This is a genomic window from Sulfitobacter sp. AS92, from assembly GCF_038900015.1.
Taxonomy (GTDB): domain Bacteria; phylum Pseudomonadota; class Alphaproteobacteria; order Rhodobacterales; family Rhodobacteraceae; genus Sulfitobacter.
The window spans coordinates 392,367-418,406 of record NZ_JBBMQL010000001.1; the positions used below are offsets into that span (position 1 = coordinate 392,367).

The 26,040-nt window shown below is 61.8% G+C and carries 24 protein-coding genes and 1 riboswitch; of the genes, 20 read left to right on the forward strand and 4 right to left on the reverse strand.

All coding sequences use genetic code 11. From position 1 onward, the window contains the following. Window positions 1-35 precede the first annotated feature (35 nt). The 5 genes from WNY61_RS01875 to WNY61_RS01895 all read left to right on the forward strand — a co-directional run bounded on the left by WNY61_RS01875 (window position 36) and on the right by WNY61_RS01895 (window position 5,878). Window positions 36-374, forward strand: a complete 339-nt coding sequence (locus WNY61_RS01875) for a hypothetical protein (RefSeq protein WP_342849755.1) — start codon at window positions 36-38, stop codon at window positions 372-374. A gap of 101 nt (window positions 375-475) precedes the next feature. Then, entirely contained in the window at window positions 476-1,621 is a 1,146-nt protein-coding gene (dapE, locus tag WNY61_RS01880) for a succinyl-diaminopimelate desuccinylase (RefSeq protein WP_342849756.1), read from the forward strand. Next, entirely contained in the window at window positions 1,618-2,187 is a 570-nt protein-coding gene (locus WNY61_RS01885; protein ID WP_342849757.1) for a TIGR04282 family arsenosugar biosynthesis glycosyltransferase, read from the forward strand. The genes dapE and WNY61_RS01885 overlap by 4 nt, the downstream gene beginning before the upstream one ends. 32 nt (window positions 2,188-2,219) lie before the next feature. After that, window positions 2,220-4,478 (forward strand): ribonuclease R, encoded by a 2,259-nt coding sequence (gene rnr / locus WNY61_RS01890; RefSeq protein WP_342849758.1) that lies wholly within the window; start codon window positions 2,220-2,222, stop codon window positions 4,476-4,478. 101 nt (window positions 4,479-4,579) lie between these two features. After that, window positions 4,580-5,878 (forward strand): lytic murein transglycosylase, encoded by a 1,299-nt coding sequence (locus tag WNY61_RS01895; protein WP_342849759.1) that lies wholly within the window; start codon window positions 4,580-4,582, stop codon window positions 5,876-5,878. A gap of 31 nt (window positions 5,879-5,909) precedes the next feature. Here the strand turns inward: WNY61_RS01895 and WNY61_RS01900 are convergent, their stop codons facing one another. Both WNY61_RS01900 and WNY61_RS01905 read right to left on the reverse strand, forming a co-directional pair. Next, window positions 5,910-7,307, reverse strand: a complete 1,398-nt coding sequence (locus tag WNY61_RS01900) for an aspartate aminotransferase family protein (RefSeq protein ID WP_342849760.1) — start codon at window positions 7,305-7,307, stop codon at window positions 5,910-5,912. Window positions 7,308-7,382: 75 nt separating this feature from the next. Continuing rightward, window positions 7,383-8,084: a GntR family transcriptional regulator gene (locus WNY61_RS01905; RefSeq protein ID WP_342849761.1), complete on the reverse strand. Its 702-nt coding sequence runs from the start codon at window positions 8,082-8,084 to the stop codon at window positions 7,383-7,385. A 145-nt stretch (window positions 8,085-8,229) separates the two neighbouring features. Here WNY61_RS01905 and WNY61_RS01910 point away from each other — a divergent pair, with 145 nt between their 5' ends. From WNY61_RS01910 to WNY61_RS01930, 5 genes are all read left to right on the forward strand, one after another. Then, a complete protein-coding gene (locus WNY61_RS01910) occupies window positions 8,230-9,315 on the forward strand; it encodes a polyamine ABC transporter substrate-binding protein (protein WP_342849762.1) in 1,086 nt (361 codons plus the stop codon). Window positions 9,316-9,391: 76 nt separating this feature from the next. Continuing rightward, a complete protein-coding gene (locus tag WNY61_RS01915) occupies window positions 9,392-10,519 on the forward strand; it encodes an ABC transporter ATP-binding protein (RefSeq protein WP_342849763.1) in 1,128 nt (375 codons plus the stop codon). A 2-nt stretch (window positions 10,520-10,521) separates the two neighbouring features. Continuing rightward, window positions 10,522-11,397, forward strand: coding sequence for an ABC transporter permease subunit (locus tag WNY61_RS01920; protein ID WP_342849764.1), 876 nt, complete (start codon window positions 10,522-10,524; stop codon window positions 11,395-11,397). After that, on the forward strand, window positions 11,394-12,215 hold the full coding sequence (locus tag WNY61_RS01925; RefSeq protein WP_007118263.1) for an ABC transporter permease subunit: 822 nt from the start codon (window positions 11,394-11,396) through the stop codon (window positions 12,213-12,215). Before WNY61_RS01920 ends, WNY61_RS01925 begins: the two co-directional genes overlap by 4 nt. Further along, a complete protein-coding gene (locus WNY61_RS01930; protein ID WP_342849765.1) occupies window positions 12,212-13,540 on the forward strand; it encodes an FAD-binding oxidoreductase in 1,329 nt (442 codons plus the stop codon). The genes WNY61_RS01925 and WNY61_RS01930 overlap by 4 nt, the downstream gene beginning before the upstream one ends. 6 nt (window positions 13,541-13,546) lie before the next feature. On the opposite strand, the gene WNY61_RS01935 is transcribed toward WNY61_RS01930, so the two are convergent. Then, window positions 13,547-14,446, reverse strand: a complete 900-nt coding sequence (locus WNY61_RS01935) for a rhodanese-related sulfurtransferase (RefSeq protein ID WP_342849990.1) — start codon at window positions 14,444-14,446, stop codon at window positions 13,547-13,549. Window positions 14,447-14,544: 98 nt separating this feature from the next. Between WNY61_RS01935 and pncA the strand changes: the two genes are divergently transcribed. Both pncA and pncB read left to right on the forward strand, forming a co-directional pair. Beyond that, on the forward strand, window positions 14,545-15,141 hold the full coding sequence (gene pncA, locus WNY61_RS01940; RefSeq protein WP_342849766.1) for a bifunctional nicotinamidase/pyrazinamidase: 597 nt from the start codon (window positions 14,545-14,547) through the stop codon (window positions 15,139-15,141). Window positions 15,142-15,210: 69 nt separating this feature from the next. Continuing rightward, the gene (pncB, locus tag WNY61_RS01945) at window positions 15,211-16,503 is read left to right on the forward strand and encodes a nicotinate phosphoribosyltransferase (RefSeq protein ID WP_342849767.1); all 1,293 of its coding nucleotides are present in this window, start codon (window positions 15,211-15,213) and stop codon (window positions 16,501-16,503) included. Between the two features lie 3 nt (window positions 16,504-16,506). Here the strand turns inward: pncB and WNY61_RS01950 are convergent, their stop codons facing one another. Further along, a complete protein-coding gene (locus WNY61_RS01950; protein WP_342849768.1) occupies window positions 16,507-17,517 on the reverse strand; it encodes a PAS domain-containing protein in 1,011 nt (336 codons plus the stop codon). A 177-nt stretch (window positions 17,518-17,694) separates the two neighbouring features. Beyond that, a riboswitch (cobalamin riboswitch) is annotated at window positions 17,695-17,913 on the forward strand. Between the two features lie 33 nt (window positions 17,914-17,946). Here WNY61_RS01950 and WNY61_RS01955 point away from each other — a divergent pair. The 8 genes from WNY61_RS01955 to WNY61_RS01990 all read left to right on the forward strand — a co-directional run bounded on the left by WNY61_RS01955 (window position 17,947) and on the right by WNY61_RS01990 (window position 26,038). Continuing rightward, entirely contained in the window at window positions 17,947-18,132 is a 186-nt protein-coding gene (locus WNY61_RS01955; protein WP_342849769.1) for a CbtB-domain containing protein, read from the forward strand. Window positions 18,133-18,354: 222 nt separating this feature from the next. Continuing rightward, on the forward strand, window positions 18,355-19,038 hold the full coding sequence (locus WNY61_RS01960) for a CbtA family protein (RefSeq protein ID WP_342849770.1): 684 nt from the start codon (window positions 18,355-18,357) through the stop codon (window positions 19,036-19,038). Window positions 19,039-19,049: 11 nt separating this feature from the next. Then, on the forward strand, window positions 19,050-19,547 hold the full coding sequence (locus WNY61_RS01965) for a hypothetical protein (RefSeq protein ID WP_342849771.1): 498 nt from the start codon (window positions 19,050-19,052) through the stop codon (window positions 19,545-19,547). Between the two features lie 72 nt (window positions 19,548-19,619). Further along, the gene (locus WNY61_RS01970) at window positions 19,620-19,994 is read left to right on the forward strand and encodes a DUF1636 domain-containing protein (protein ID WP_342849772.1); all 375 of its coding nucleotides are present in this window, start codon (window positions 19,620-19,622) and stop codon (window positions 19,992-19,994) included. After that, entirely contained in the window at window positions 19,991-21,025 is a 1,035-nt protein-coding gene (gene cobW, locus WNY61_RS01975; protein ID WP_342849773.1) for a cobalamin biosynthesis protein CobW, read from the forward strand. The genes WNY61_RS01970 and cobW overlap by 4 nt, the downstream gene beginning before the upstream one ends. A 6-nt stretch (window positions 21,026-21,031) precedes the next feature. Then, window positions 21,032-24,274: a cobaltochelatase subunit CobN gene (gene cobN, locus WNY61_RS01980; RefSeq protein ID WP_342849774.1), complete on the forward strand. Its 3,243-nt coding sequence runs from the start codon at window positions 21,032-21,034 to the stop codon at window positions 24,272-24,274. Next, entirely contained in the window at window positions 24,271-25,419 is a 1,149-nt protein-coding gene (gene cobG, locus WNY61_RS01985) for a precorrin-3B synthase (RefSeq protein WP_342849775.1), read from the forward strand. The genes cobN and cobG overlap by 4 nt, the downstream gene beginning before the upstream one ends. Continuing rightward, window positions 25,409-26,038 (forward strand): precorrin-8X methylmutase, encoded by a 630-nt coding sequence (locus WNY61_RS01990; RefSeq protein ID WP_342849776.1) that lies wholly within the window; start codon window positions 25,409-25,411, stop codon window positions 26,036-26,038. Before cobG ends, WNY61_RS01990 begins: the two co-directional genes overlap by 11 nt. Window positions 26,039-26,040 lie beyond the last annotated feature (2 nt).

The window sequence follows — 26,040 nt, forward strand, 5'->3', positions numbered from 1 at the left end:
GTTAGGGCTGCCGAAATCAATCGGCGGCCTTAATCATGTCTGAACCCAAAAAAACCAAAAAGCCATCGCGCCAACAGGTCTTTACCCTTTTGGTCCAGATCGGGCGCAAGGATGGCGATGGGCTGCCCGACAAGGCGACAGGTGCCGCGCTGATGTGTTTCGCCTCCGGCATTGATGAGGCGGAGGCCGTGCGTGAAACGGTGGCGATCCTTAAACAGGCAGATACCAATCCATTGGATGTGACCGGCTATGGCACGCTGGACGAGCGCGAGGCCGAGGGGCAAGAGATCGACGCCGAAGAGCGTGAGTTGATGCAACGCGCTTTGGAAGAAAACTCGGTCATCGTCGCACAGATGACCCCGTTTTTCGACTGACGACCGCCTAACACAGGGAATTGCATAGCGCCCCCTTGGCATTGGCGCGATTTGCCCACACAAGTTACCGGACAAGCGAAAACCCCTGAAAAGGAGCCGATATGTCCGGTCTCGACCCTGTTGATCTTACCGCAAAACTGGTGCGCTGCGCCTCTGTCACCCCAGTCAACGACGGTGCGCTGGAAGTGCTGGAAGAGGTGCTGGGCGCGGCGGGGTTTGACTGTACCCGCGTGGACCGGGGTGGTGTGTGCAACCTTTTCGCCCGCTGGGGCAACAAGGGCAACACCAAGTCCTTCGGCTTTAACGGTCATACCGACGTGGTCCCGATTGGGGATGAGGCTGACTGGACCATGCCGCCCTTCGGGGCCGAGATCAAAGACGGCATCATGTATGGCCGCGGCACCACGGATATGAAATCCGGCGTGGCAGCCTTTGTCGCGGCGGCAGTGGATTTCGTGAAAGACACACCCCCCGATGGCTCTATCGTACTGGCAATTACCGGTGACGAAGAGGGCGACGCGCTCGACGGGACAACAGCGCTTTTGGACTACATGGCCGAAAACGGCGAACGGATGGATGTTTGTCTAGTCGGCGAGCCGACCTGCCCTGAGACCATGGGCGACATGATAAAAATCGGGCGGCGCGGGTCGATGAATGCGCATTTTAAGGTGACCGGCAAACAGGGCCACGCGGCCTATCCGCACCGCGCCAACAATCCTTTGCCGGCAATGATGCGGCTGATGGACCGGCTGGCGAGCCAAGAATTGGATCAGGGCAGCGATCATTTTGATGCGTCCACATTGGCGGTGGTAACGGTCGACACCGGGAATAAGGCGACCAATGTGATCCCGGCGCAGTGTCGCGGTGCGGTGAATATCCGGTTCAACGATCACCACTCGGGCGCAGCGCTCAGCGATTGGCTGCGGGGTGAGGCCGACAAGATCGCCGGGGAATTCAGCGTCCAAGTGGATGTCGAAATCACCATCTCGGGCGAAAGCTTTATCACCCCGCCGGGTGCTTTGTCAGATCTCGTTTCGGGTGCTGTTGAGGCTGAGACAGGGGTGAAGCCGGAACTCTCGACCACAGGCGGCACCTCGGACGCGCGTTTCGTCAAGGCGCATTGCCCGGTGGTAGAGTTCGGTCTGGTGGGGCAGTCCATGCACCAAGTCGATGAACATGTGCGGGTCGAACATATCGGACAGCTCAAATCCATCTACACCCGAGTGCTGCGGAATTATTTCACGTGAAACCATCGCTCATCGTTATGGTGAAAGAACCACGTCCCGGTCGGGTGAAAACCCGGCTGGGCCGCGACATTGGCATGGTGGGCGCGGCGTGGTGGTTTCGCCATCAAACGCGCCGTCTTTTGCGGCGGATCGAAGACCCGCGCTGGCAGGTGGTGCTGGCCGTGGCCCCCGATATCGAAGGGCTGCAAAGCCGGGTTTGGCCCGCGCATTTGCCCCGCTGGCCGCAGGGCAAGGGCAATCTGGGCGACCGGATGGCACGGATGCTGCGCGCCGCTCCCGGCCCGGCCTGTGTGATTGGGGCGGATATTCCCGGTATCAACCGCAAAGAACTGGCGCGGGCCTTTGCAGCCCTTGGCGACCATGACGCGGTGTTTGGCCCCGCGCCGGATGGTGGCTACTGGCTCGTTGGCCTGAAACACCCCCGTCGCGCACCGCCCAGCCTGTTTGATGGTGTGCGCTGGTCCGGCCCGCACGCGCTGGCAGACAGCTGCGCGACACTGCCAGGCTACCGGATTGCGCAGGTTTCGACCCTGCGCGACGTGGATGAAATTCACGATTTGCCATGACGACAGGGAGGCTGCGTGCTACCTGCTGAAATATGAGCAAGATACCTAGCAAATCCGAGATCCTCGACTGGATCGAACAAAACCCCACGCTGACCGCCAAGCGCGACATCGCCAAAGCCTTTGGCATCAAAGGCGCGGCGCGGATCGACCTGAAGCGCGTGCTGAAAGAGCTTGAGGCCGAAGGCCATCTGGAAAAGCGCAAGCGCAGCTATCAGGATCCCGACCGCTTGCCGCCTGTCTCGGTGCTGCTGGTCACGGGGCCGGACAAGGATGGTGATCTGTTTGCCAAGCCGATGGAATGGCATGGAGAGGGCAACGAGCCCGTCGTTCTGCTGATCCCGCGCGACAGCGACCCGGCCCTAGGCGAGGGCGATCGGATACTGGCACGGTTGACGCTGGTGAAAGGCGAAGACCACCATTATGAGGCGCGGCTGATCCGCCGCATCGGCAGCAATCCGAAAAAGGTGCTGGGCATTTTCCGCAAAGCTACCGAGGGCGGGCGCATTGTCCCGATCGACAAGGGTGCAGACCGCGAATGGCGCGTCGGCGCGGACCATACCCACGGCGCCAAGGATGGTGAGTTGGTCGAAGCCGAGCAGGCCGGGCCAAAGGGACGCATGGGCTCCCCCCGTGCGCGTATTGTCGAACGTCTGGGCGACCCGTCAGAGCCGCGCGCCGTGTCGCTTATCGCGATTCACCAGCACGGCATCCCGGACGATTTCCCCGATGATGTGGTGGCCCAAGCCGACGCTGCCAAGCCGCAGGGCCTCAAGGGCCGCGAAGATCTGCGCGATCTGCCACTGGTCACCATCGATCCGTCGGATGCGCGTGACCATGATGATGCTTGCTATGCCCATGCCGACGAAGACCCCAAGAACGAGGGCGGCCATGTTGTCTGGGTCGCCATCGCGGATGTCGCTGCCTATGTGACGCCGGGCTCGGCGTTGGACATCGAGGCACGTAAGCGGGGCAATTCAACCTATTTCCCGGACCGTGTTGTGCCGATGTTGCCGGACCGGCTTTCGGGTGATCTGTGCTCTCTACACGAAGGGGTTCCGCGCGCCTGTATCGCCGTGCGGATGGTGCTGGATGCCAAGGGCAATAAACTTAGCCATACCTTCCACCGCGGGCTGATGCGCTCGCCCGCGTCGCTGCATTACGAAGAGGTGCAGGACGCCATCGACGGTAATCCCAATGACCGCACCGGGCCGCTGTTGGAACCTGTGTTAAAACCACTCTACGCCGCCTACGGCGCGCTGAAACTGGCGCGGGCGGAACGTCAGCCGCTGGAGCTGGACTTGCCCGAACGCCGCATCGAATTGGGCGATGACGGCAAGGTAAAATCGGTGAACTTCCGCGAACGGCTCGACGCGCACAAGCTGATCGAAGAGTTCATGGTGCTGGCCAATGTCGCTGCCGCTGAGACGCTGTTGAAAAAGAAAACCCCGCTGCTGTTCCGTATCCACGAAGAACCTTCGCCGGAGAAGCTGGAGAGCTTGCGCGAAACCGCGCAGGCCGCCGGGCTGACGCTGGCCAAGGGGCAGGTGTTGATGACCTCGCATCTGAACCGGCTGCTGGATCAGGCGGCGGGAACCGACGACGCCGAACTGATCAACATCAGCACCCTACGCTCGTTGACGCAGGCCTATTACGGCCCTGCGCACATCGCGCACTTTGGCCTCGCACTGCGGTCCTACGCGCATTTCACCTCGCCGATCCGACGCTATGCCGACCTTATCGTGCACCGCGCGTTGATCACGGCGCATGGCTGGGGCAAGGACGGGCTGACTCCGGAAGAGATTGAAGGGCTGGAACAGACCGGCGCGCATATTTCGGACACCGAGCGGCGCTCGATGGTGGCGGAGCGCGACACGACCGACCGCTACCTTGCGGCCTTCCTGTCGGAACGCGTGGGCAATGAGTTCACCGGTCGCATCAGCGGTATTGCGCGTTTCGGCGCTTTCGTGAAACTGGATGAGACCGGCGCGGATGGTTTGTTGCCGATGCGCTCTCTGGGACGCGAGTATTTTCATCACGATCCTGAGACACAAACTCTGATGGGGTCGGACACCGGCATGATCATCGGCATTGGCCAGCGGGTCACCGTGCGGCTGGCCGAAGCGGTGCCGGTGACCGGGGGCATCGCGTTGGAACTGCTTGAGATCGAAGACCAGAAGGTGAAGCAGGGCGGCAGCCGAAGCCCCGCCGGCCGCAACCCGCGCGGCAAGGCCGTCAAAGCCAAGCGCAAGAAGGACAAGATTAAGCGTAAAGTGACCCGCACCCGCCGCTGAGGCGGCAAACAAGCGGAGCTTCGCGGATGGCGATGCCCCTCCCTTCCCACCGGGGCGGGGGGCGCATAGGATTTATCGCAACTCTATGAGGTGAGGCGATTATGATCCGGCATTACGCGATGATTTCAAGCATTTTGGCGACCGCGGGTATGGGGGCTCCGGCCTTTGGGGCGGGTCCGGTAGAATCCACGCGGCCCGCACCGCGTGCGCCTGTGGCCGTGCTGGTTGCCTCGACCCCCGCTGAGCAAGCGGCCCCCTCCGAAGCCACCGGCGACGACGCCGGGCTGCGCGTTTGGGTGAAAGAATTTCGCCCCCGCGCACTTCAGCAGGGCATTGACCCGGATATCTTTGACCGGGCGCTTGATACGGTAAGCTATGACCCGGAAGTGATCCGCCGGGACCGCAACCAGTCAGAGTTTACCAAGACAATCTGGGATTACCTCGACACTGCGACTTCAGAATTGCGGGTGCAGAATGGGGAAAAGGCGCTGGCGCAGTGGCAGCGCACGTTGGAAGACATCGAAGCGAAATACGGCGTGGAGAAAGAGATCGTCACCGCGATCTGGGGGTTAGAGAGCGCCTATGGCAGTTTCCGGGGCGGCGATAGTGTGTTGTCGTCGTTAACCACACTTGCCTATGACGCGCGTCGGGCCGAGTTTTTCGAGGGCGAATTGCTCGATGCTTTGCGGATCCTTCAGGCGGGCGATACGGATGCTGAACAATTGCGCGGCTCTTGGGCGGGCGCGATGGGGCACACGCAGTTTATGCCCTCGTCCTTCCATGCCCATGCGGTTGATTGGGATGGCGACGGGCGGCGCGATATCTGGGGCGATAACCCCGGTGATGCACTGGCCTCTACCGCGGCATATCTCAAGCATTTCGGCTGGACCGAAGGACAGCCTTGGGGTGTCGAAGTGGCACTGCCCGAGGGGTTTGACTATCTGCTGGCCGACCGCGATGTCACCAAGACGCCTGCGGAATGGGCTGAACTTGGCGTGACTGCATTGGACGGCACGGCGGTGGCGGATCACGGGCCGGGGTCGGTGTTGCTGCCCGCTGGGGCGCAGGGGGCCGCCTTCATGATTTTCCCGAATTTCGAAGTGATTGAGCGCTATAACACGGCGGATGCCTATGTGATCGGGGTGGGCCATCTGGCCGACCGGATCGGCGGCGCGGGAGAGATTAAGCAAGAATGGCCCCGCGAGGATCGCGCGCTGAGCTTTGATGAGCGGATCGAATTGCAGACCCTGCTGACCAAGGCCGGATTTGACACGCAGAAGATCGACGCGAAAATCGGCCCGCTGACCGTCAATGCGGTGCGCAGCTTCCAACAGGCCGAGGGCATCGCGCCGGATGGCTATGCGTCGCCTCGGCTGCTGGAACGTTTGCGCAAAGAGTAAAGGGCCGCCCCGCAGGGGGCTGCCCTGCTACTTAGGACGCTGCTTTTAAAAGGTCTTTGTCTTTCAGGTCCGCATAGGTCGCATCCAGCGCCTTGATGGCCCGCTCGGCGAAAATCTTGATTTCTTCGGGCGTGATGATCAGCGGCGGAGAGATGATCATCCGGTCGCCCACATGGCGCATCACCAAATTGTTGGCAAAGCAATGCTCCCGGCAAGTATACCCCGCGACGCCACCATCGGCAGCAAATTTGGCACGGCTTTCCTTATGCGGTGTCAGGGGCAGGGAGGCCATGAGGCCAGAGACGTTAACCCCGCCCACGAGTGGATGCTCCCCCAGCTTATCCAGCGCTTCTTTCAACGCGGGCGCGGCAACGTCGCGCACATGGTCAATGATGTTCTCTTCTTGCATGATGCGCAGGTTTTCCAACGCCACAGCGGCGCAGACGGGGTGGCCTGAATAGGTGTAACCGTGGTTGAATTCGCAAGCGTTGATCACCTCGGCCACTTCGTCACAGACGATTGACCCGCCAATCGGTGCGTAGCCAGAGCTGAGCCCCTTGGCGATGGTCATGATATGCGGCTTGATGCCGATGGTTTGCGAGCCGAACCAGTTGCCCGTCCGACCAAAGCCGCAGATCACCTCATCGGCGATGATGAGAATGTCGTGCTTTTCGCAGATGCGTTGGATTTCGGGCCAATAGGTGCTGGGCGGGATGACGACGCCACCGGCGCCTTGCACAGGCTCGCCGATAAATGCAGCGACCTTATCCGCGCCCAGTTCGAGGATCTTTTCCTCCAACTCACGCGCACGGGCCAGACCGAACTCTTCGGGTGTTTGGTCGCCGCCTTCGGCGTACCAATCAGGCTGGCCGATATGGTGAATACCGGGGATCGGCAGACCGCCTTGTTCGTGCATCGGCGTCATGCCCCCAAGGCTGGCCGAACCGACCGAAGACCCGTGATAGGCATTTTTGCGGCTGATGATATGGCTCTTCTCGGGTTTGCCCTTTTGCGCCCAATAGGTGCGGACCATGCGCAAATTGGTGTCATTCGCCTCTGACCCGGAGCCAGCGAAAAAGACGTGGTTCAGATCACCGGGGGCGAGGTCGGCCAGTTCTTTGGCCAGCGCGATGGCAGGCACATGGGTCGTCTGAAAGAAGGTGTTGTAATAGGGCAGTTCGTTCATCTGCCGCGCGGCCACTTGGCCCATCTCTTCGCGCCCATAGCCAAGGTTCACGCACCAAAGCCCTGCCATCGCATCTAGGATTTCATTGCCCTCGCTGTCGGTCAGATAGATGCCTTTTGCCCGCGTGATGACGCGTGCACCTTTTTTGCCCAAGTCGTCGTTGGTGGTGAAAGGATGCATATGATGCGCCGCATCGAGGGCCTGTAGGTCCGCGGTGGGGAGGTGATTCGTGATGGGCGGCATGGGGATGCACCTTCTATCTGCGTGAAAATTGAGCTTCGTCGCAGGATATGATCAAATTATAGCATGTCAATCGAATCAACGCGGAATGGGTAGCCCATCAAGAGCGGCGCGGATTTGGGTCATTCCTTGGGCAACATCGCCTGCCATGACTTCCCCGGCTAGGGTGACATTGCCCGCAGAAAAGGCAGCCATAAGTTCTGCATGTTTATCGGGCAGATTGCTGGTGCCATAGCGCCCGCAAACCACCCGAAGCGAAGGGCCAAACCGCAGCCAAAGTCGGTCTACTGTGGCGGCCATGATCGGTGCTTCGGCAAGGTCATAGATCATCGAGTGAAAGCTGTAGTTCTGCATCAAGTAACCGCCCACATCGCCGCGGTCGATCGCGTGGTTCAGCGCCGTGTCGCAGTCATTCAACGCTGTTAAACGTCCTTCTGTCATGCGTACTGCGGCGCGTCTGGTCAGCTCAGGCTCAAGGGTTTCACGCATGAACCCAAGCTCTTCGAGGCCCGTGTGGGTCAGTTCGGGCACGGTGACGCGACGGTTGCCCAGATGGGTCAACGCGCCCTCGGATGTCAGACGGCGGATGGCCTCGCGTACGGGGGTCATCCCCGCATCAAGGGCGGTGGTCAAACCTTGGATCGTGACCCCTTGTCCGGGGGCCAGATCGCCGAAAAGAATCATCTTGCGCAAGCGCTCGTAGACATGCTGATGGATCGGTGTCTTGACCGCCGCGTCGGCGGCGGGAAGCAGTCTCGGATCGGTTTTTTCTGAACCCATGGGAGCGGTCTTTCCGTCTTGTTACGCCGTAGCTTGCAGCATTTCATTCTGCATGAAAGCATAAACCATCTTGCCCGAAGAGGCAAAACTTGATCAAATTGACGAAAGGTGGGGATCAACCCGACCTGTCTAACGGGAGTATGAAATGAAAAATGTGCTACTAAGCAGCGTCGCCGTTGCCACCTTGATGGCAGGTGCGGCCTCTGCGGAAACGGTCCGGGTCTATAACTGGTCCGACTATATCGACGAATCCCTGCTGGAAAAATTTGAAGAAGAGACCGGCATCGAACTGGTCTACGATGTGTTCGACAGCAACGAAATGCTGGAAACCAAAATGCTTTCCGGTGGGTCGGGCTATGACGTGGTCGTCCCCACGGGCACCTTCCTGCAGCGCCAGATCACTGCCGGGGCATTCCAGCCGCTGGACACCTCCAAGCTGTCTAACCTTGAGAATATGTGGGACGTGGTTTCCTCGCGGACCGAACAATATGATCCCGACAATGCGCATTCGATCAACTACATGTGGGGCACCACCGGCATTGGCGTAAACCTCGGCAAGGTCAAAGAAGCACTGGGCGAAGACGCCCCGGTCGACTCTTGGGACTTGGTTTTTGATCCTGCCAATATGGAAAAGCTGGCCGACTGTGGCGTGCATTTCCTTGACGCCCCTGCCGAGATGATCCCCGCGGCGCTGAACTACATTGGCGAAGACCCCAACAGCCATGACCCCGATGTGATCGCAAAGGCCGAAGACGTCTTCATGCCGATCCGCCCCTATATCCAGAAGTTCCACTCTTCGGAATATATCAATGCCTTGGCGAACGGCGATGTGTGCGTCGCAGTCGGCTGGTCTGGCGATATTCTGCAGGCCCGTGACCGCGCGGCCGAAGCTGAAAACGGCGTTGAAGTTGCCTATAATGCTCCCTCCGAAGGGGCGCAGATGTGGTTTGACCAAATGGCCATCCCGGTCGACGCGCCAAACCCCGAGGGCGCGCATAAGTTCCTGAACTTCATCATGGACGCCGAGAATATGGCGGCAGCGTCGAACTATGTGTACTACGCGAACGGCAACAAGGCCTCACAAGAGCATTTGGTCGAAGATGTGATCAGCGACCCGGCGATCTACCCTTCTGAGGCGGCGCTGGATAACCTGTTCACCACCACACCTTACCCGCCAAAAGTACAGCGCGTGGTGACCCGGCTCTGGACCAAGATCAAGTCCGGTACCTGATCTGAGACAGGGGTGCGGCCAGTAGGTCGCGCCCCTTTTTCTTGCCCTTGCGACCTGATCAAAGGATGTCTCAACCGTGAGCCCAACCGTCTTCGCCCCGTGGAATGATCCCGACGAAAAACCGCTTATTCGCTTTAAGAATGTCACCAAGAAATTTGGTGAATTCGTCGCCATCGACGATCTATCGCTGGACATCTACGCGCAAGAATTCTTTGCGCTGCTTGGCCCCTCGGGCTGCGGCAAGACGACGATGATGCGGATGCTGGCGGGGTTTGAAAACCCAACCGCCGGACGGATCGAATTGGCTGGGCAAGACATTGCACCAGTGCCGCCGAACAAGAGGGCGGTGAACATGATGTTCCAGTCCTACGCGCTGTTCCCGCATCTCAGCGTCTGGGACAACATCGCTTTTGGTCTGCGTCGCGATAAGTTGGGCAAAGACGCGATCGAGGCGCGCGTGGCCGAGATGCTGAAACTCACCCGTCTTGAAAAATTCGCCCGCCGCAAGCCGCATCAGATCTCTGGCGGCCAACGGCAGCGCGTGGCATTGGCGCGGTCGCTGGCCAAAGCGCCAAAGCTTTTGTTGCTCGATGAACCCTTAGGCGCGCTCGACAAAAAGCTGCGCCAAGACACCCAGTTTGAACTGATGGACATTCAAGAATCCACCGGCACCACCTTCGTCATCGTGACCCACGACCAAGAAGAGGCGATGACCGTCGCCTCCCGCGTGGCGGTGATGGACGAGGGTCGCGTGATTCAGGTGGCCACTCCGGCTGAGATCTACGAGGCGCCGAATTCCGTCTATGTGGCCGACTTCATTGGCGACGTGAACATCATCGAAGCCAACACCAAGGCCATTGGCCAAGACCAGTATCATCTAAACTGGATCGACGGGCAGCCGCCCCTGACGGCGACCTCTGCCACGCCGTTCAGCGAAGGCCAGCAGGCCCATCTGGCGATCCGACCAGAGAAGATCCGCATCACGACCGAGCAGCCCGAGGATGCACCCAATGCGCTACAGGGCAAAGTGCTGGACATCGCGTATTTGGGCAACCTCTCCACCTATCACGTCGAACTGCCCGGCGGGCAGGTGATCAAGGCGCAGACGGCCAACACCCGCCGTATCGCCCGGCGTGACATCACGTGGGAAGACCCGGTCTGGATTTCATGGAGCGCCACCGCAGGCGTTTTGTTGGCGCAATGAACATGCGTCGTTTCGCCCTGATCGCGGTCCCATATTTCTGGCTTCTGGCGCTGTTTCTGGTGCCTTTCCTGATCGTTTTCAAAATCTCCTTGTCCGACACGGCGCTGGCGATTCCGCCTTATACGCCGACCATCAAGGACGGCATCAGCGCGCTGATTGCCCAGTTGGATTTCGAGAATTTCGCCTTTCTGGCCTCTGATGATCTTTATTGGAAAGCCTACCTCAGTTCGCTGCGCATCGCGTTGATCTCAACCGCCTTCACGCTGCTGGTCGGCTATCCTATTGCCTACGGCATGGCCCGCGCCCCCGAAGAGTGGCGTGCCACATTGATGATGTTGGTGATCTTGCCGTTCTGGACCTCCTTCCTGATCCGCGTCTATGCGTGGATGGGCATTCTCAGCAACGAAGGGCTGCTGAATCAATTGCTGATGTGGGTGGGTGTAACCGCAGAGCCTTTACAGATCCTTAATACCAATACGGCAGTCTATATCGGCATCGTCTATACCTACCTGCCCTTCATGATCCTGCCGATTTACGCTGCGCTGGACCGTTTGGATGAATCATTGAACGAGGCCGCCGAAGATTTGGGTTGTTCGCGTCTGCAAGCCTTCTGGCTGGTGACGATTCCGCTGTCGCGCAACGGCATCGTGGCGGGTAGTTTTCTGGTCTTCATCCCCGCCTTGGGCGAATTCGTGATCCCCTCGCTGCTGGGCGGGTCGGGCACGCTGATGATCGGCAAGGTGCTCTGGGAAGAGTTCTTTAACAACCGCGATTGGCCGGTGGCGAGCGCCGTTGCCGTGATCTTGCTGCTGATCCTGATCATTCCGATCATCCTGTTCCAACGCAACCAGCAGAAACAGGCGGAGGCCGAACAATGAAGCGGATGACATGGTTCAACGTGACCTCCCTGACGCTGGGGTTTGCTTTTCTCTACCTGCCGATGATCATTCTGGTGATCTACAGCTTCAACGCCTCGAAACTGGTGACGGTCTGGGCTGGTTTTTCGACCCGCTGGTATAGCGAGTTGCTGCAAAACGAAGCCTTCTTAAATGCCGCTTGGGTCACGATCAAGGTCGCGGTGATTTCGTCGTCGATCGCCACGGTGCTGGGCACGATGGCCGCCTATGTACTGGTGCGTGGCGGGCGGTTCATGGGGCGAACGCTGTTTTCCGGCATGATCTACGCGCCGCTGGTAATGCCCGAGGTGATCACCGGCCTGTCGCTGCTTTTGCTGTTCATCGGCATCGGATTGGACCGCGGCGTGCTCACTATCGTGCTGGCGCATACGACGTTTTCGATGTGCTACGTCTCGGTCGTTGTGTCCTCTCGGCTGGTGTCCTTCGACCGCTCGCTGGAAGAGGCCGCGCTCGATCTCGGCTCGTCCCCTTGGGAAGCCTTCCGCCTTGTCACCCTGCCGATCATTGCGCCTGCGGTGATCTCGGGCTGGCTCTTGGCCTTCACGCTGAGCCTTGATGATTTGGTGATCGCCTCCTTCACCGCCGGGCCGTCGGCGACGACGCTGCCGATCAAAATCTTCAGCGCCGTGCGCTTGGGCGTCTCGCCTGAGATCAATGCGCTGTCGACGATCATGATCGCCATCGTCACCGTGGGCGTCATCACCGCGTCGCTGGTCAGCAAACGCTCAAGCCTGCGCGCGCAGGAGGAGGCCCGTGCGGCGGAACGGCCCGCAACGTGAAGCGTATCTACCCGGCCTTCGCCTATTCCGAAGCGCCGCGTGCGGGCTGCTGGTGGGATGAAACCTGCGCCGCGCCAGACCACAAGGCCCAGCAAGGGGATGAACAGGCTGATGTGGTGATCATCGGCGGCGGCTTCACCGGCCTCAACGCGGCGCTGCATCTGGCGCAGGCCGGGGTAGGGGCCACGGTGCTGGAGGCCGAGCGCGTGGGCTTTGGCGCATCCGGCCGCAACGGGGGCTTTTGCTGTCTGGGCGGCGGGATGCTCGACGACGCCACGCTTGATCGCAAATTTGGGCGGCAGGAGCGGCTCGGCTGGCGGCAGGCCGAATTGGCCGCGATCCGGCAGGTTAAGGATTTCATCACCACCCGCGGTGTCGATGTCGACCGGCACTCCCAAGGCGAAACCCAACTGGCCCACCGCCCCCGCGATTTCGATGAGATGCGCGGCAAGTTGGATTACTACGCAGAGAACTACGGTGTCACGGCGCGCCTGACCGAAAAGGCCGACCTTGCCGCCGAAGGGCTAAACGCGGGTTTCGAAGGCGCGATCACCGTGCCGATTGGCTTTGGCCTCAACCCCCGTAAGTATATCACCGCCTTGGCGCAGGCCGCCGAGGAGGCGGGAGCGGTGATCTATCAAAACAGCCCAGCCCTCGACGTGACCCGGCGTGATGGTGCATTCGATGTCACCACCCCCACGGGCCGCATCCGAGCCGAGCGCGTTATCATCGCCACCAACGGCTATTCCTCCGAAGACCTGCCGCCATGGCTTGCCGCGCGTTACATGCCCACGCAGTCCAGCGTGATCGTGACGCGTCCAATGACCGAGGCAGAGTTGTCTGCCCAAGGCTGGACCAGCCGACAGGCCTGCTATGACAGCCGCCACCTGCTGCATTACTTCCGCCTGATGCCCGACAATCGCATGCTGTTCGGCGTGCGCGGCGGTCTGATGTCCAATCCAAATTCCGAAAGGCGCGCCCTGCGCCGCGCGCGGGCCGATTTCGAGGCGATGTTCCCCGCGTGGCGCGATGTAGAGACCCCGCATGGCTGGTCCGGAATGGTCTGTATCGCCCGCAACCGGATGCCCTTTGTGGGACAGGTGCCGGATCAGCCGGGCATGTTCGCGGGGCTGTGCTATCACGGCAATGGCGTGGCGATGGCCAGCTATTCCGGCGCGCTTTTGGCTGATCTGGTACGCGGCAAGACGCCAGAGCGGCCCTACCCCGCCCCCATGCGCGCCCCGCTTGCGCGGTTCGAGTTGGGCCGCTTTCGCCGGGCGGTCATGCCCTTTGCATATGCCGGATTTGTGCTGTCGGACCGTTGACGGCGTTCAGCCCTGTTCCGACGCTGCGCGTTCTTTCGCCAGCATGATCTGACGTTGGCGCTCGCGGAAACGCTCTTTGTCGGCGTCCGATGTCTCGTCCACACATTGATGACAGGACACCCCGGCCTCATAGGCAGGGTGTGTCGAATCCTCGGGCAGGATCGGGCGACGGCAGCCGTGGCAGAGCATATGCGGCCCTTCGCGCAGCCCGTGGCCGACGCTGACGCGGTTGTCGAAGACAAAACAATCGCCTTCCCACGTGCTTTCCTGTTCAGGCACCTCTTCGAGGTATTTCAGGATGCCGCCTTTGAGGTGAAAGACATCCTCAACCCCCTGACCAATCAGGTAATTGGTCGATTTCTCACAACGGATGCCGCCAGTGCAGAACATCGCGATCTTCTTATTGTGGAAGCGGTCTTTGTTCGCCTCCCACCACGCGGGGAATTCGCCGAAGCTTTCGGTCTGCGGGTCCACCGCGCCTTCAAAGGTGCCGATGGCCACTTCGTAATTGTTGCGCGTGTCGATCACCGCCACATCGGGAGAGCGGATCAATTTGTTCCACTCTTTGGGGTCGACGTAATGCCCCACCTTGGCGCGCGGATCGACATCGGGCTGGCCCATGGTGACGATCTCGCGCTTGATGCGGACCTTCATCTTGCCAAAAGGCGGCTTGTCGCTCGTCGCCTCTTTCCACTCCAGATCCGCGCAGCCGGGCAGGGCGCGGAGATGGGCGATCACCGCGTTGATCCCGGCGCGCGGCCCGGCGATGGTGCCGTTCACCCCCTCGGGGGCCAAAAGCAGCGTGCCCATGACCGATTGCGCTTCGCAAAGCGCCAGCAGCGCAGGCTTAAGCGCTGCGGGATCCTCAAAACGGGTGAAGTGATATAGGGCGGCAATGGTATACATAAGCGTCAAATAAGCGCTTCGGCCGCAAAGCTCAATCCGGGGCGTGCCATTGACCTACCCCACCCACAGCCCTACCCCTTTTGTTGAGGAGACTGCCCATGACCTATGCCCTGATCGTGATCGACGTCCAAAATGATTTCTGCCCCGGCGGCGCGCTGGAAGTGCCCCAAGGCGATGAGATTCTGCGCGGCATCAATGCGCTGATCCCCGAGTTTGACGCGGTTGTTCTGACGCAAGACTGGCACCCGGCGGGGCATTCGTCATTCGCGTCTTCGCATGACGGCAATGCGCCGTATGAGATTGTCACCATGCCATATGGCCCGCAGGTGCTCTGGCCCGATCACTGTATCCAAGGCAGCATCGGCGCACAGTTCCATCCCGATCTGCAAACAGACCGGGCCGATCTTATCATTCGTAAGGGCTATAACCCCGACATCGACAGCTATTCGGCGTTTTTTGAGAATGACCACAGCACCCCCACGGGGCTTGAAGGTTACCTGCGCACGCGCGGGATTGAACGGCTAACTATGGTCGGGCTGGCGCTGGATTTCTGCGTGAACTTCTCGGCTGTGGATGCGGCGAAGCTGGGTTTCAAGGTTGAAGTGCGCGAAGACCTGTGCCGCGCGATTGATCTGGACGGATCGCTCGCCAAATCCCGCGAGGGGATGCGCGCAGCGGGGGTAACGTTGGCCTGATCCACCGCTTTACCCTTGCCTATTGGGCCGTGCCCTTGGCACAAGAAAGCAAGCAACAAGGAACCTCCCATGGTCGACATCGCCACCCGCGTCTATAACCACAAGTGGAAGATCGACCCCATCGTGCGGTCGCTGATCGACACGGATTTCTACAAGCTGCTGATGTGCCAGTCAGTGTTTCGCAACAAGCCAGACACACAGGTCACTTTCAGTCTGATCAACCGTTCCACCCATATCCCGCTGGCCAATCTGATCGACGAGGGTGAGCTGCGCGAGCAGTTGGATCACATCCGCTCGCTCAGCCTCAGCCGGGGGGAGAGCACTTGGCTGCGCGGCAATACTTTCTACGGCAAGCGCCAGATGTTTCGCCCCGATTTCATGGAGTGGTTCGAAGGCATGCGCCTTCCGCCCTATCATCTGGAGCGGAAGGGCGACCAATATGAGCTGACCTTTGAGGGCAAATGGCACGAGGTCATGCTGTGGGAAATCCCTGCGCTGGCCGTGCTGATGGAATTGCGAAGCCGTGCTGCGCTGGACCCGATGGGAAAGTTTGAGCTTCAGGTGCTTTATGCCCGCGCCATGACCCGCGTCTGGGAAAAGATCGAGACGCTGCGCGAAGTGGACAACCTCTCAATTGCGGATTTCGGCACGCGGCGTCGTCACTCGTACCTCTGGCAAGACTGGTGTGTGCAGGCGATGCACGAGGGGCTGGGCAATGCTTTCACCGGCACGTCCAATTGCCGCATCGCCATGATGCGCGAGTTGGAGGCGATTGGCACCAACGCCCATGAGCTGCCGATGGTCTATGCCGCGCTGGCCGATGATGATGCCGAACTCGCCCGCGCGCCCTATGACGTGCTGTCGGATTGGCATGACGAACACGAAGGCAACCTGCGGATCATTCTGCCGGATACCTATGGCACCAAGGGTTTTCTTGATCACGCGCCCGATTGGCTGGCGGGTTGGACCGGCATCCGCGTCGACAGCGGTGATCCGGCCACGGCGGCGCAGACGGCCATCGACTGGTGGCGCGCGCGCGGAGAAGACCCGACGACCAAGCGGGTGATCTTTAGCGATGGGCTCGACGTGGATAAGATCAAAGAGTTGCACGCGCAGTTCGCGGGCAAGGCCAAGGTCTCCTTCGGCTGGGGCACGTTGTTGACCAATGACTTCCGCGGGCTGGTGCCGAACGATGCGCTGGCGCCTTTCAGTCTGGTCTGCAAAGCGGTCAGCGCTAATGGGCGGCCCACGGTCAAACTCTCGGACAACCCCAATAAAGCAATGGGTCCGGCAGATGAAATCGCGCGCTACAAACGGGTTTTTGGTTTGGGCGAACAGACCGCGCAAAAGGTGATCGTTTAACGGTCATTCAGCGAGCAAGGCCGTCATCGGAAATTCTGCCGTCGCCACCAGCCCCTCACGGCGCCACTCATACTGCAGCGATCCACCCGCGGCGCGGGTAAGCGACTGAATGATCCGCGATCCGCTGCTGCGGTCGGATTTGGTCACCTCCGGCCCGCCCATCTCTTGCCAAACGAAACGCATCCGCGCCGGCGCTTTCAGCATCGAGACATCAATCGATACGCGCCCTTGTTCAGTACTTAGCGCCCCATGTTTCACCGCGTTCGTCGCCAACTCATGCAAAGCCAGCGTCAACGGAGAGACCAACCGGTGCGAAATCGCGGGGTTCACGCCCTTGAGGGTGATCTGCTCCTCGGTGGCTGAGGTATAGGCCCGCATGATCGGCCCCATCAGTGTGCGAAAGTCGACCTCTTGCTGATCACTGCGGCCAATCGTTTCAAAATGCGCGGCACCCAAAGCCGATAGCCGGTCGATGACCTTTTCGGCAAAGGCCGCCGGAGAGGGTTCTTCCCGCGAGGTCATCCGCACCATGGCGGTCATCACGTTGACGATATTGCGCAGTCGGTGCAGCAGTTCGTCATCGGCCAGTTCGCGCTGCTCCCGCTCGGCCTCCCGGCGTTCGGAAACATCCAACTGCGAGCCAAAGAAATAGGTAAGCTTGCCAGCTTCGTCGGCAATCGGGCCAAGTTGCAGCGCGTTCAAGAAGCGAGTGCCATCCTTGCGGTAATTTACGATCTCAACTGTGTCGACACGACGGTCCAACAAAATCTGCCGCACCGCATCGATGCTTTCGCGCGTGGTCTCTGGCCCTTGCAAGAAACGACAGTTTTGACCCACGATTTCGTCCAACGTATAGCCGGTTAAGTCGGTGAAGGCCTCGTTCACATAGACGATTGGATTGTCTGGCTGTGTGGGGTCGGTGATGCAAAGCGGCAGGCGCGCATGGCGAACGACCTTGCCCAGAATGTCCTCATTTAAGGCCGGCCGACTGGCGGACACCAGATTATCGTTCATCAATTCGACGCCCTTAGTACGAAAGTAGCCCACAATGTGCCCCGGCAGCGCATTCCGGGTCAACCCGCATACGGGGTTCGCCCCGCGTTTCTCTACAAAATACGGTATTTGACGGTGCGTTTCTCGTTAGGGTTGGGGCGCCTCTTCAAATGCGGCTTGTCAAGGAAGGTCGAAAATGCGTAATTGAGGGCGCTTGGTGTCCCGAGAAGCGCCTGTTGGTGTGGGACCGAAAAGGGAATTCAGTAAGGGGTCGCCAAGACCCTGAAGCCGAAGCCGCCCCCGCGACTGTAAGCGGTGAGCCAATGCCCCTCGTGCCACTTGTCCATTCGGACGGGGAAGGCGGGCAAAGGCCACGACCCGCGAGCCAGGAGACCTGCCAGGCGAATGAAACGCTAGATGCCGTCGGGTGTGACGGTAAGGAGAATGAATATGACGACATTGATTAAGACCGCTGGGATCAAGACCGCCGGCGCCACGCGCAGCAAACTCGTACCGGCACTGTTCGCCGCCGTATTGGGTGTGGCACTGATGGCTCTGACTGGCCATGTGCAGGCCGCAGCATTGCACGATGCCGCCCATGACGTGCGCCACGCGACAGGCTTTCCCTGCCACTAAGCGCCACGTCACTATCACAGGGGTCCGGGCTGCCAACACGCAGTCCGGCTATCTGTGATTCTGCCGTCCGTCTGCTTTTGCTAGCCTCTTGTTGATCCGCTGTGCTCACTTTCCATCGCATATCGCGTTGGGAAGGGTCTACCACGTCTAGAGGTCTGGTGACGGTCTCGGTCCGCTTCATGCGCGGCGCCGTCTTTCATTTCGTATTCAAGGACCATTTCGATGTTCTCTCGTTTCCTAACCTCCGCCCTCTTTGCCGGGGCGTCTGCCGGTTTGCTGACCGGCCTTCTGCAGCTCTATTTCGTGCAGCCCGTTCTGCTGCACGCCGAACTTTATGAGACCGGCGCGCTGGTGCATTTCGGTGCCGACGCGGTCAGTGCGCACCCCGAACTGCCCGGTTTTAATGCCGTCCGCGATGGGCTGAGCCTGATCTTCACCATGCTGACCTATACCGCTTATGCGCTGATCCTACTTGGCGCGATGAGCTTTGGCGAAGAGCGCGGCGCGGTGATTGATGGCCGCTGGGGTATCCTTTGGGGGGTGGCGGGCTTCGTTGCTTTCCACCTCGCGCCGGGCTTCAGCCTTGCGCCCGAGGTTCCCGGCGTGGCCGCGACAGACATCACCGCGCGGCAGATTTGGTGGTTCGCCACGGCCGGGGCGGCGCTGGTGGCGCTCTGGCTGCTGGCCTTCGGCACTGGCTGGGGCGCGTGGATCGGCGCGGCTGTTTTGCTGATGGCCCCGCATGTCGTCGGCGCACCTGAGCCCGAGAGCTTTAACGGTCCGGTGCCCACTGAGATCGGCGCGCTGTTCGCTGCCCGCGCGCTTGGCATTGGCCTTGCCGCATGGGTTCTGCTGGGCAGCTTCGCTGGCTTCTTTTGGCAACGTGAAGGCGCGCGCAGCGCCTGAGGGAGGTCGAGATGGACAGATCACTGGCGCTTTTCGCCATCGGATTGGTCTTTGGCGGTGGCATTGGTTTTGCCATCGCCGCGAGCAGCGGCGTGACCTTCGACGGTCATGACCACGGCGACCCTGCCGCCCATGGCGGGGTGGACCACGGCGGCGCAGACCACGCGCGGATGCACGGCCAACCCATCACGCTTGCCGCAGAAGACGCCCCCAGCCTCGCGGTCCGCGTGACGCCTGACCCAATGTCAGGCCATAATCTTTTCGTAGAGACCGACGGCTTCGACTTTGCCCCGCAGAACGCCAGCGGCGACCACCAACCGGGCGAGGGCCACGCCCATGTCTATGTCAACGGCACCAAGATCGGGCGGCTTTACGGCCCGTGGCTGCATCTGCCTGATCTGCCTAAGGGCGCGGTCACTGTTGAGGTGACGCTCAACGCCAATGACCACCGCCCCTTGGCGGTAAACGGTGCGCCGATTACCGCGCGCGAGGTGCTGACAGTTGAATAATCGCCCCGCTTCCCCTTTTCATAACGGGCCGGAGCGCATACCCGGCACGCATAACCCGATGGGATCAGATCAATGAGCACGACCCTACATGTCTGCATGACCTGCCGCGCAGGCGAGGTGCTGGAGGAAGACGCGCCGCGCCCCGGCGCGCAGCTTCATGCCGCCCTTGACGCCACAGGCGCGCCCGAGGGCGTGACCATCGTGCCGGTGCAATGTCTTTCCGCCTGTTCGCAGGGCGCCGCCGTGGCACTTTCAGCGCCGGGCAAATGGTCCTATGTCTATGGCCGCTTGACCAAGGAAGATGCCGCCGACATCCTTGCCGGAGCCGCCGCCTATGCCACCACCGAAGACGGGCTTGTGCCATGGCGCGAACGCCCGGTCATCTTTCGCAAGCAAAGCCTTGCGCGTATCCCCCCTTTGACCCTGCCGCAGGAGCCTACCGCATGAGCGATCTCGCCAAAATTCCCGTTACCGTCATCACCGGCTTTCTCGGATCCGGTAAAACCACGCTGATCCGCCACCTCATGACCAATGCAGGCGGGCGTCGCCTTGCCGTTTTGGTTAATGAGTTCGGCACAGTGGGCGTGGATGGCGACATCCTGAAATCCTGCGCCATTGAGGATTGCCCGGCGGAGAATATCGTCGAACTGGCCAATGGCTGTATCTGTTGCACCGTGGCCGATGATTTCATCCCCACCATCGAAGCGCTGATGGCCCTGCCCACGCGCCCCGACCACATCCTGATCGAAACCTCCGGGCTGGCCCTGCCGAAGCCGCTGCTCAAAGCCTTTGACTGGCCGGCGATCCGCTCGAAGATCACCGTCGACGGCGTCATCGCGCTGGCCGATGCCGAGGCCGTAGCGGCGGGCACTTTCGCCGCTGATGTCGCCGCCGTAGACGCGCAGCGTCTGGCCGATGACAGCCTCGACCACGAAACCCCGCTCTCTGAGGTATTCGAAGATCAAATCTCCTGCGCCGATATCATCTTGATGTCCAAGGCCGATCTGGCCGGTCCAGAAGGGCTCGCTAAGGCACGCAAGGTGATCGAAGACGAAAGCCCGCGCGAAATTCCGATCCTTGAGATGACCGAAGGCGTGATCGACCCCAAGGTCGTGCTGGGCCTCAACGCCGCTGCCGAAGACGACCTCGCCGCGCGCCCCTCGCACCACGATGGCCACGACGATCACGAGCATGACGATTTCGAAACCGTGGTAATCCCGATGCCGGAAGTGTCGAATGTCGATGCGCTGGTGGCCTCAATCGAGCGGCTCGCGCGTGAGCAGAACATCCTGCGCGTCAAAGGCTATGTCGCGGTCGAGGGCAAACCGATGCGCCTGTTGGTGCAGGCTGTGGGCGCGCGGGTGCGTCAGCAGTTCGACCGCCCTTGGGGCAGCGATCCGCGCGCGGGGCATTTGGTGGTCATCGCCGAACATGACGACATCAACCTCGCCGCGATCCGCGACGTATTAGGAGCCTAACCGCGCATGCATGTCGTCTTTCGCGAAAGCCACGGGTTGGAGGATACCGACACCCCCTATGATCCGGGCCAAACGCCCGCCGATCTGGTGGTGCTGTCGTTTTCCGACAGCGACCTTGGCGCTTTCGCGGCAGGCTGGCACCGCGGTGGCGGCAAGGAGGGCAAGCTGCCCTCCTTGCGCCTTTGCAACCTCGTCGCGCTGCGCCACCCTGCGTCGGTCGACAACTACATCGAACAGACGTTGACCGGAGCCAAGGGCATCCTGATCCGCCTTATCGGGGGCGAGAACTATTGGCCCTACGGCATCATGCAGGTCCAAGATTTCGCCCGCCGGAATGACATCGCGCTGGCCGTGCTGCCCGCCGATGGGCGTGAAGACCCGGGGCTGGATGCGCATTCGACGTTGCCTGTTTCCACCCTGCGCCGGCTTGCGCATCTATGTGACGCGGGCGGGCCGGTGGCGGCGCAGGCCGCACTGGCGCAGATGGCGCTGGCAGCGGGGTTCTATGCCGGGCCGGTGATGGGCGCCAAAACGGTGCCTGATTGTGGTTATTACGACCCTGATCAAGGCGTCGTGCCTTTTGCCGATGCGGCGGGCGATACTGTCGCTGTCACATTTTACCGCAGCTACCTGCTGGCTGCCGATACCGCGCCAGTTGATGCGCTGATCCGCGCCTTGCGGGCGGCGGGGCTGAATGCCATCGGGCTGTTTGTCCCCTCGCTGAAATCCGATCCCGCGCGGAGCTTTTTGGACGACGCATTGGCCGCGATGGAGCCGGTTTCAATCGTCAACGCCACCGCCTTCTCGGGGCGCGGCGGTGACGGTAGCTCCCCGCTCGACGCGCCGGGCTGCCCGGTGTTCCAAGTGGCACTTTCAACCGCGCGGCGGCGTGATTGGGACGAGAGCGAGCGCGGCCTCTCGCCCGCCGATCTGGCCATGCATGTTGTGCTGCCCGAAGTGGATGGCCGCATTTTCACCGGCGTCGTCAGTTTCAAAAGCCCGGAAAAACGCGACCCTGATCTGCAATATTCCCGCTTCGCCCACCGGGCCGAGGATGACCGTATCGCCGCCGTCGTGGCGCGTGTGCTGGGCTGGCAACAGCTGGCGCAAGCCCCCGCCGAAGCGCGCAAGCTGGCACTGGTGCTCTCGACCTATCCGGGGCGGGACGATCAACTGGCCCACGCGGTCGGGCTCGACGCGCTGGCCAGCGTCGAAGACATGCTGATGCGTCTGGCGGGCGAAGGCTATAGCGTCACGCCGCAGATCGGCTTTGGTCGCAGCCTCACCCAGCAGCGCATCTCTTGGCCGCTTGCCGACTACCACGCGGCCTTGGCGAGCTTGCCACAGACGCTGCGCGATGACCTTCGCGACGCATGGGGTGCGGCGGAGGATGACCCGCTGGCTCAGGACGGCGCGTTCCACTTCGCCGCGCAAGCCTGCGGCAACGCGCTGGTCGCGCTGCAACCCGAACGCGGCGATCTGACGGACCGCGAAGACAGCTATCACGACCTCGCCCGCACCCCGCGCCACTCCTATGTCGCCTTCTACCTCTGGCTGCGCGCGCAGGGGCACCACGCGTTGGTGCACATCGGCGCGCATGGGACGCTGGAATGGCTGCCGGGCAAGGCTGTGGCCCTGTCGGACGACTGCTGGCCCGAGGCGCTGACCGGCGATCTGCCGGTGATCTATCCGTTCATCGTCAACGATCCGGGCGAAGCGGCACAGGCCAAGCGGCGCATCGGTGCTGTGACCTTGGGCCATCTTCCACCCCCGTTGAAAGACAGCGAAACGCCCGAGGGGCTGTTGCGTCTGGAACGGCTTCTTGATGAATATTCCACGGCCGATGGGCTCGACCCCGCGCGCCGCGACCGGCTGGTCGACACGATCCGCGCCGAGGCGCAGGCGGCGGGGGTCGAAGATGACATTGGCCTTGATGCCGCCAGTTCTGCTGCCGAGGCGCTGACCCGAATTGACGCCTTCGTCTGCGACATCAAGGAAAGCCAATACGGCGACGGCCTCCACATCTTTGGCGCGGGAGAGGGCGAATGGGATGGGCTGCTGACCGCGCTTGCGGGGCGGCGCGTCACCGCTGGCCCTTCCGGCTCTCCCTATCGCGGGCGGTCGGATGTGCTGCCCACGGGGCGCAACCTCTATGCCGTTGATCCGCGCGGGGTGCCCAGCCGGGCCGCCCACGCGCAGGGCGTTAAGCTGGCCGAAGAATTGCTGCGGCGCCATCTGCAAGACAACGGCGACTGGCCACGTGGGCTGGTGATTGACCTTTGGGGCTCCGCCACCATGCGCACCGCCGGCGAAGAGGTCGCTATGGCCATGCATCTCGCGGGGCTCGCGCCAAAATGGGATGACGGCAGTGAGCGGGTGTCGGGCTTCGAGGTGATCCCTCTGACCCTGTTGGACCGTCCGCGCATCGATGTGACATTGCGCATCTCGGGCTTGTTCCGCGATGTATTTCCGGGGCTGGGACAGATCTTTGAAGCCGGCTCAGCCGCGCTGGCTGATCGTGAAGAAGCGCCCGATATGAACCCCTACCGCACCCGCACGCCGCGCGTTTTTGGCCCCAAGCCGGGCCTTTATGGGGTGAACATGGAAGTGGCGTTGCAAGACTATTCCGACGCAGGCCGCGCGGCAGCGGGGGAGGCGTGGCTGAGCGGCTCCGAATGGGCAATCAACGCCCAAGGCGAAGCGCATCAAGACCGCGCCGCGCTGGAGGCGCAGTTGCACCGCGCCGATGGCTTTGCCCATGTGCAAGACTTGGCCGAAAGCGATATCCTGCTCGCGTCGGACTATGCCAGTCACGAAGGTGGTTTTGCGGCTGCGATGGCGCATCTGGGCGCGCAGAAACCGTCGATGTACCATCTGGACCATACCCGCGCTGGCAGCCCCCGCGCGCGGTCCATGCCCGAGGAAATTGCCCGCGTCGTGCGCGCCCGTGCCGCCAACCCCGGCTGGGCCAGCGGCATGATGCGCCACGGTTTTCGCGGCGCGGCAGAGGTGGCGGCGACGCTCGACAATCTGGCCGCCTTTGCGCATCTGACCCGCGAGGTGCCTGCGCATCTCTTTGATCTCTATTTCGACGCCACGCTGGGCCGCGACGATCTTGTGGCCTTTATGGAGGCCGAGAACCCCGCCGCGCTGCAGGCCATGCGCGACCGTTTCGCAGCCCTTCGGGACGCTGGGCTTTGGGTGACCCGCCGCAATTCGATCTTGGCCACCTTGGACGGGGTGGAGTGAGCACGGCCCCCGTCATCAAGGGCTGGTGCCCCGGTGCGCTGCGCCCGATGCTGTCCGGCGATGGATTGGTGGTCCGCTTGCGGGTGCCGCAGGGGCGGTTGACCCCAGCCCAAGCACGTGGCGTCGCAGAACTGGCGCAGCGCTATGGCAACGGGATGCTCGATCTGTCGAACCGGGGCAATCTGCAACTGCGCGGGATTGATCCCGAGCGGCATGAGGGGCTGATCGACGCGCTTCGCGCGCTGGCGCTGATCGACGCCGACGAGCACACCGAGCGGCGGCGTAACCTCATGCTGACGCCCTTCTGGCAAGCGGGCGATGATACGGATCATGTGACTCAGCAACTGTCCGCCGCCGCTAGGAGCCATGCGCTGCCCGATGTCTCCAGCAAATTCGGCTATGCGGTCGATGCTGGGCCCCAGCCGGTGTTGCAGGCAGACCCCGCCGACATCCGCATTGAGCGGGCGGAGGACGGGCAGCTTTTGCTTTGCGCTGAGGGGGCGGAGATGGGAAAGCCCATCTCCCGTGAGACCGCCGTGGCCGAAGCCATCGCTTTGGCCACATGGGTTCGCGCGCAGGATGCCACCCGTGCCGCCCGCGCATTAGAGGCGGAGGCGACCCTACCTCCCGGTTTCGACCATCCCCGGCAAAGCGGCCTCAGTACTCTGACGCTAGGCCTCTACCCAGCAGGGGCGCTAGTTGCCTGCGCTTTTGGGCAAATGGACGCAGAAACGCTCACCGCGCTTGCCGACCTCGGCCCTTTGCGCCTGACCCCGTGGCGGATGGTGCTGATCGAAGGCGCTACCGAACTCCTCGACTTGCCCAGCCTCATCACTGATGCCCATGACCCGCTACTGCGCGTCGTCGCCTGTATCGGCGCACCCGGTTGTGCGCAGGCGCGCGGCGAAACGCGCGGACTGGCGCGCGACCTTGCCGCTTCGGTGCCGCAAGGCCAACGCCTGCATGTCTCAGGCTGCGCCAAGGGCTGCGCCGCACCGCGTGCCACAGACCTCACCCTGACCGCCACCGCGCCGGGGCAATATGACCTCATCCGAAATGGCCGCGCCGATGCGGCCCCTGATCTGCGCGGGCTAACCCCCGTCGCCATCGCCTCTCACTTTAGAAAGTCCGCCGATGCCCCATAGCTATATCACCGACGGTGCCGAGATTTACCGCCAGTCCTTTGCCACCATCCGCGCCGAGGCGGCGCTGCAGCGCTTCACCCCCGAAGAAGAGATTGTTGCCGTACGCATGATCCACGCCGCGGGCATGGTAGGGCTGGAGGAGCATATCCGCTTTTCCGAAGGCATGGCCGTGGCCGCGCGGGCGGCGCTGGAGGACGGCGCGCCGATTCTCTGCGATGCCTATATGGTCAGCGAAGGCATCACCCGCAAACGGCTGCCGCGCGAGAATGAGGTGATCTGCACCCTGCGTGACCCCTCGGTGCCGGATTTGGCGGCGAAGATGAGCAACACCCGCTCCGCCGCTGCACTGGAACTGTGGCGGCCGCATCTGCAAGGCGCGGTGGTGGCCATCGGCAACGCGCCGACGGCACTGTTTCACCTGCTCAACATGCTCGAAGACCCCGACTGCCCGCGCCCGGCGGCGATCATCGGCTGCCCGGTGGGCTTCATCGGCGCGGCGGAATCGAAAGAGGCGTTGATGCAAGATTTGCCCGTGCCTTCGATGATCGTGCAGGGGCGCTTGGGCGGCTCGGCGATCACCGTGGCGGCGGTGAACGCGCTGGCAAGCAGGGTGGAATGAAG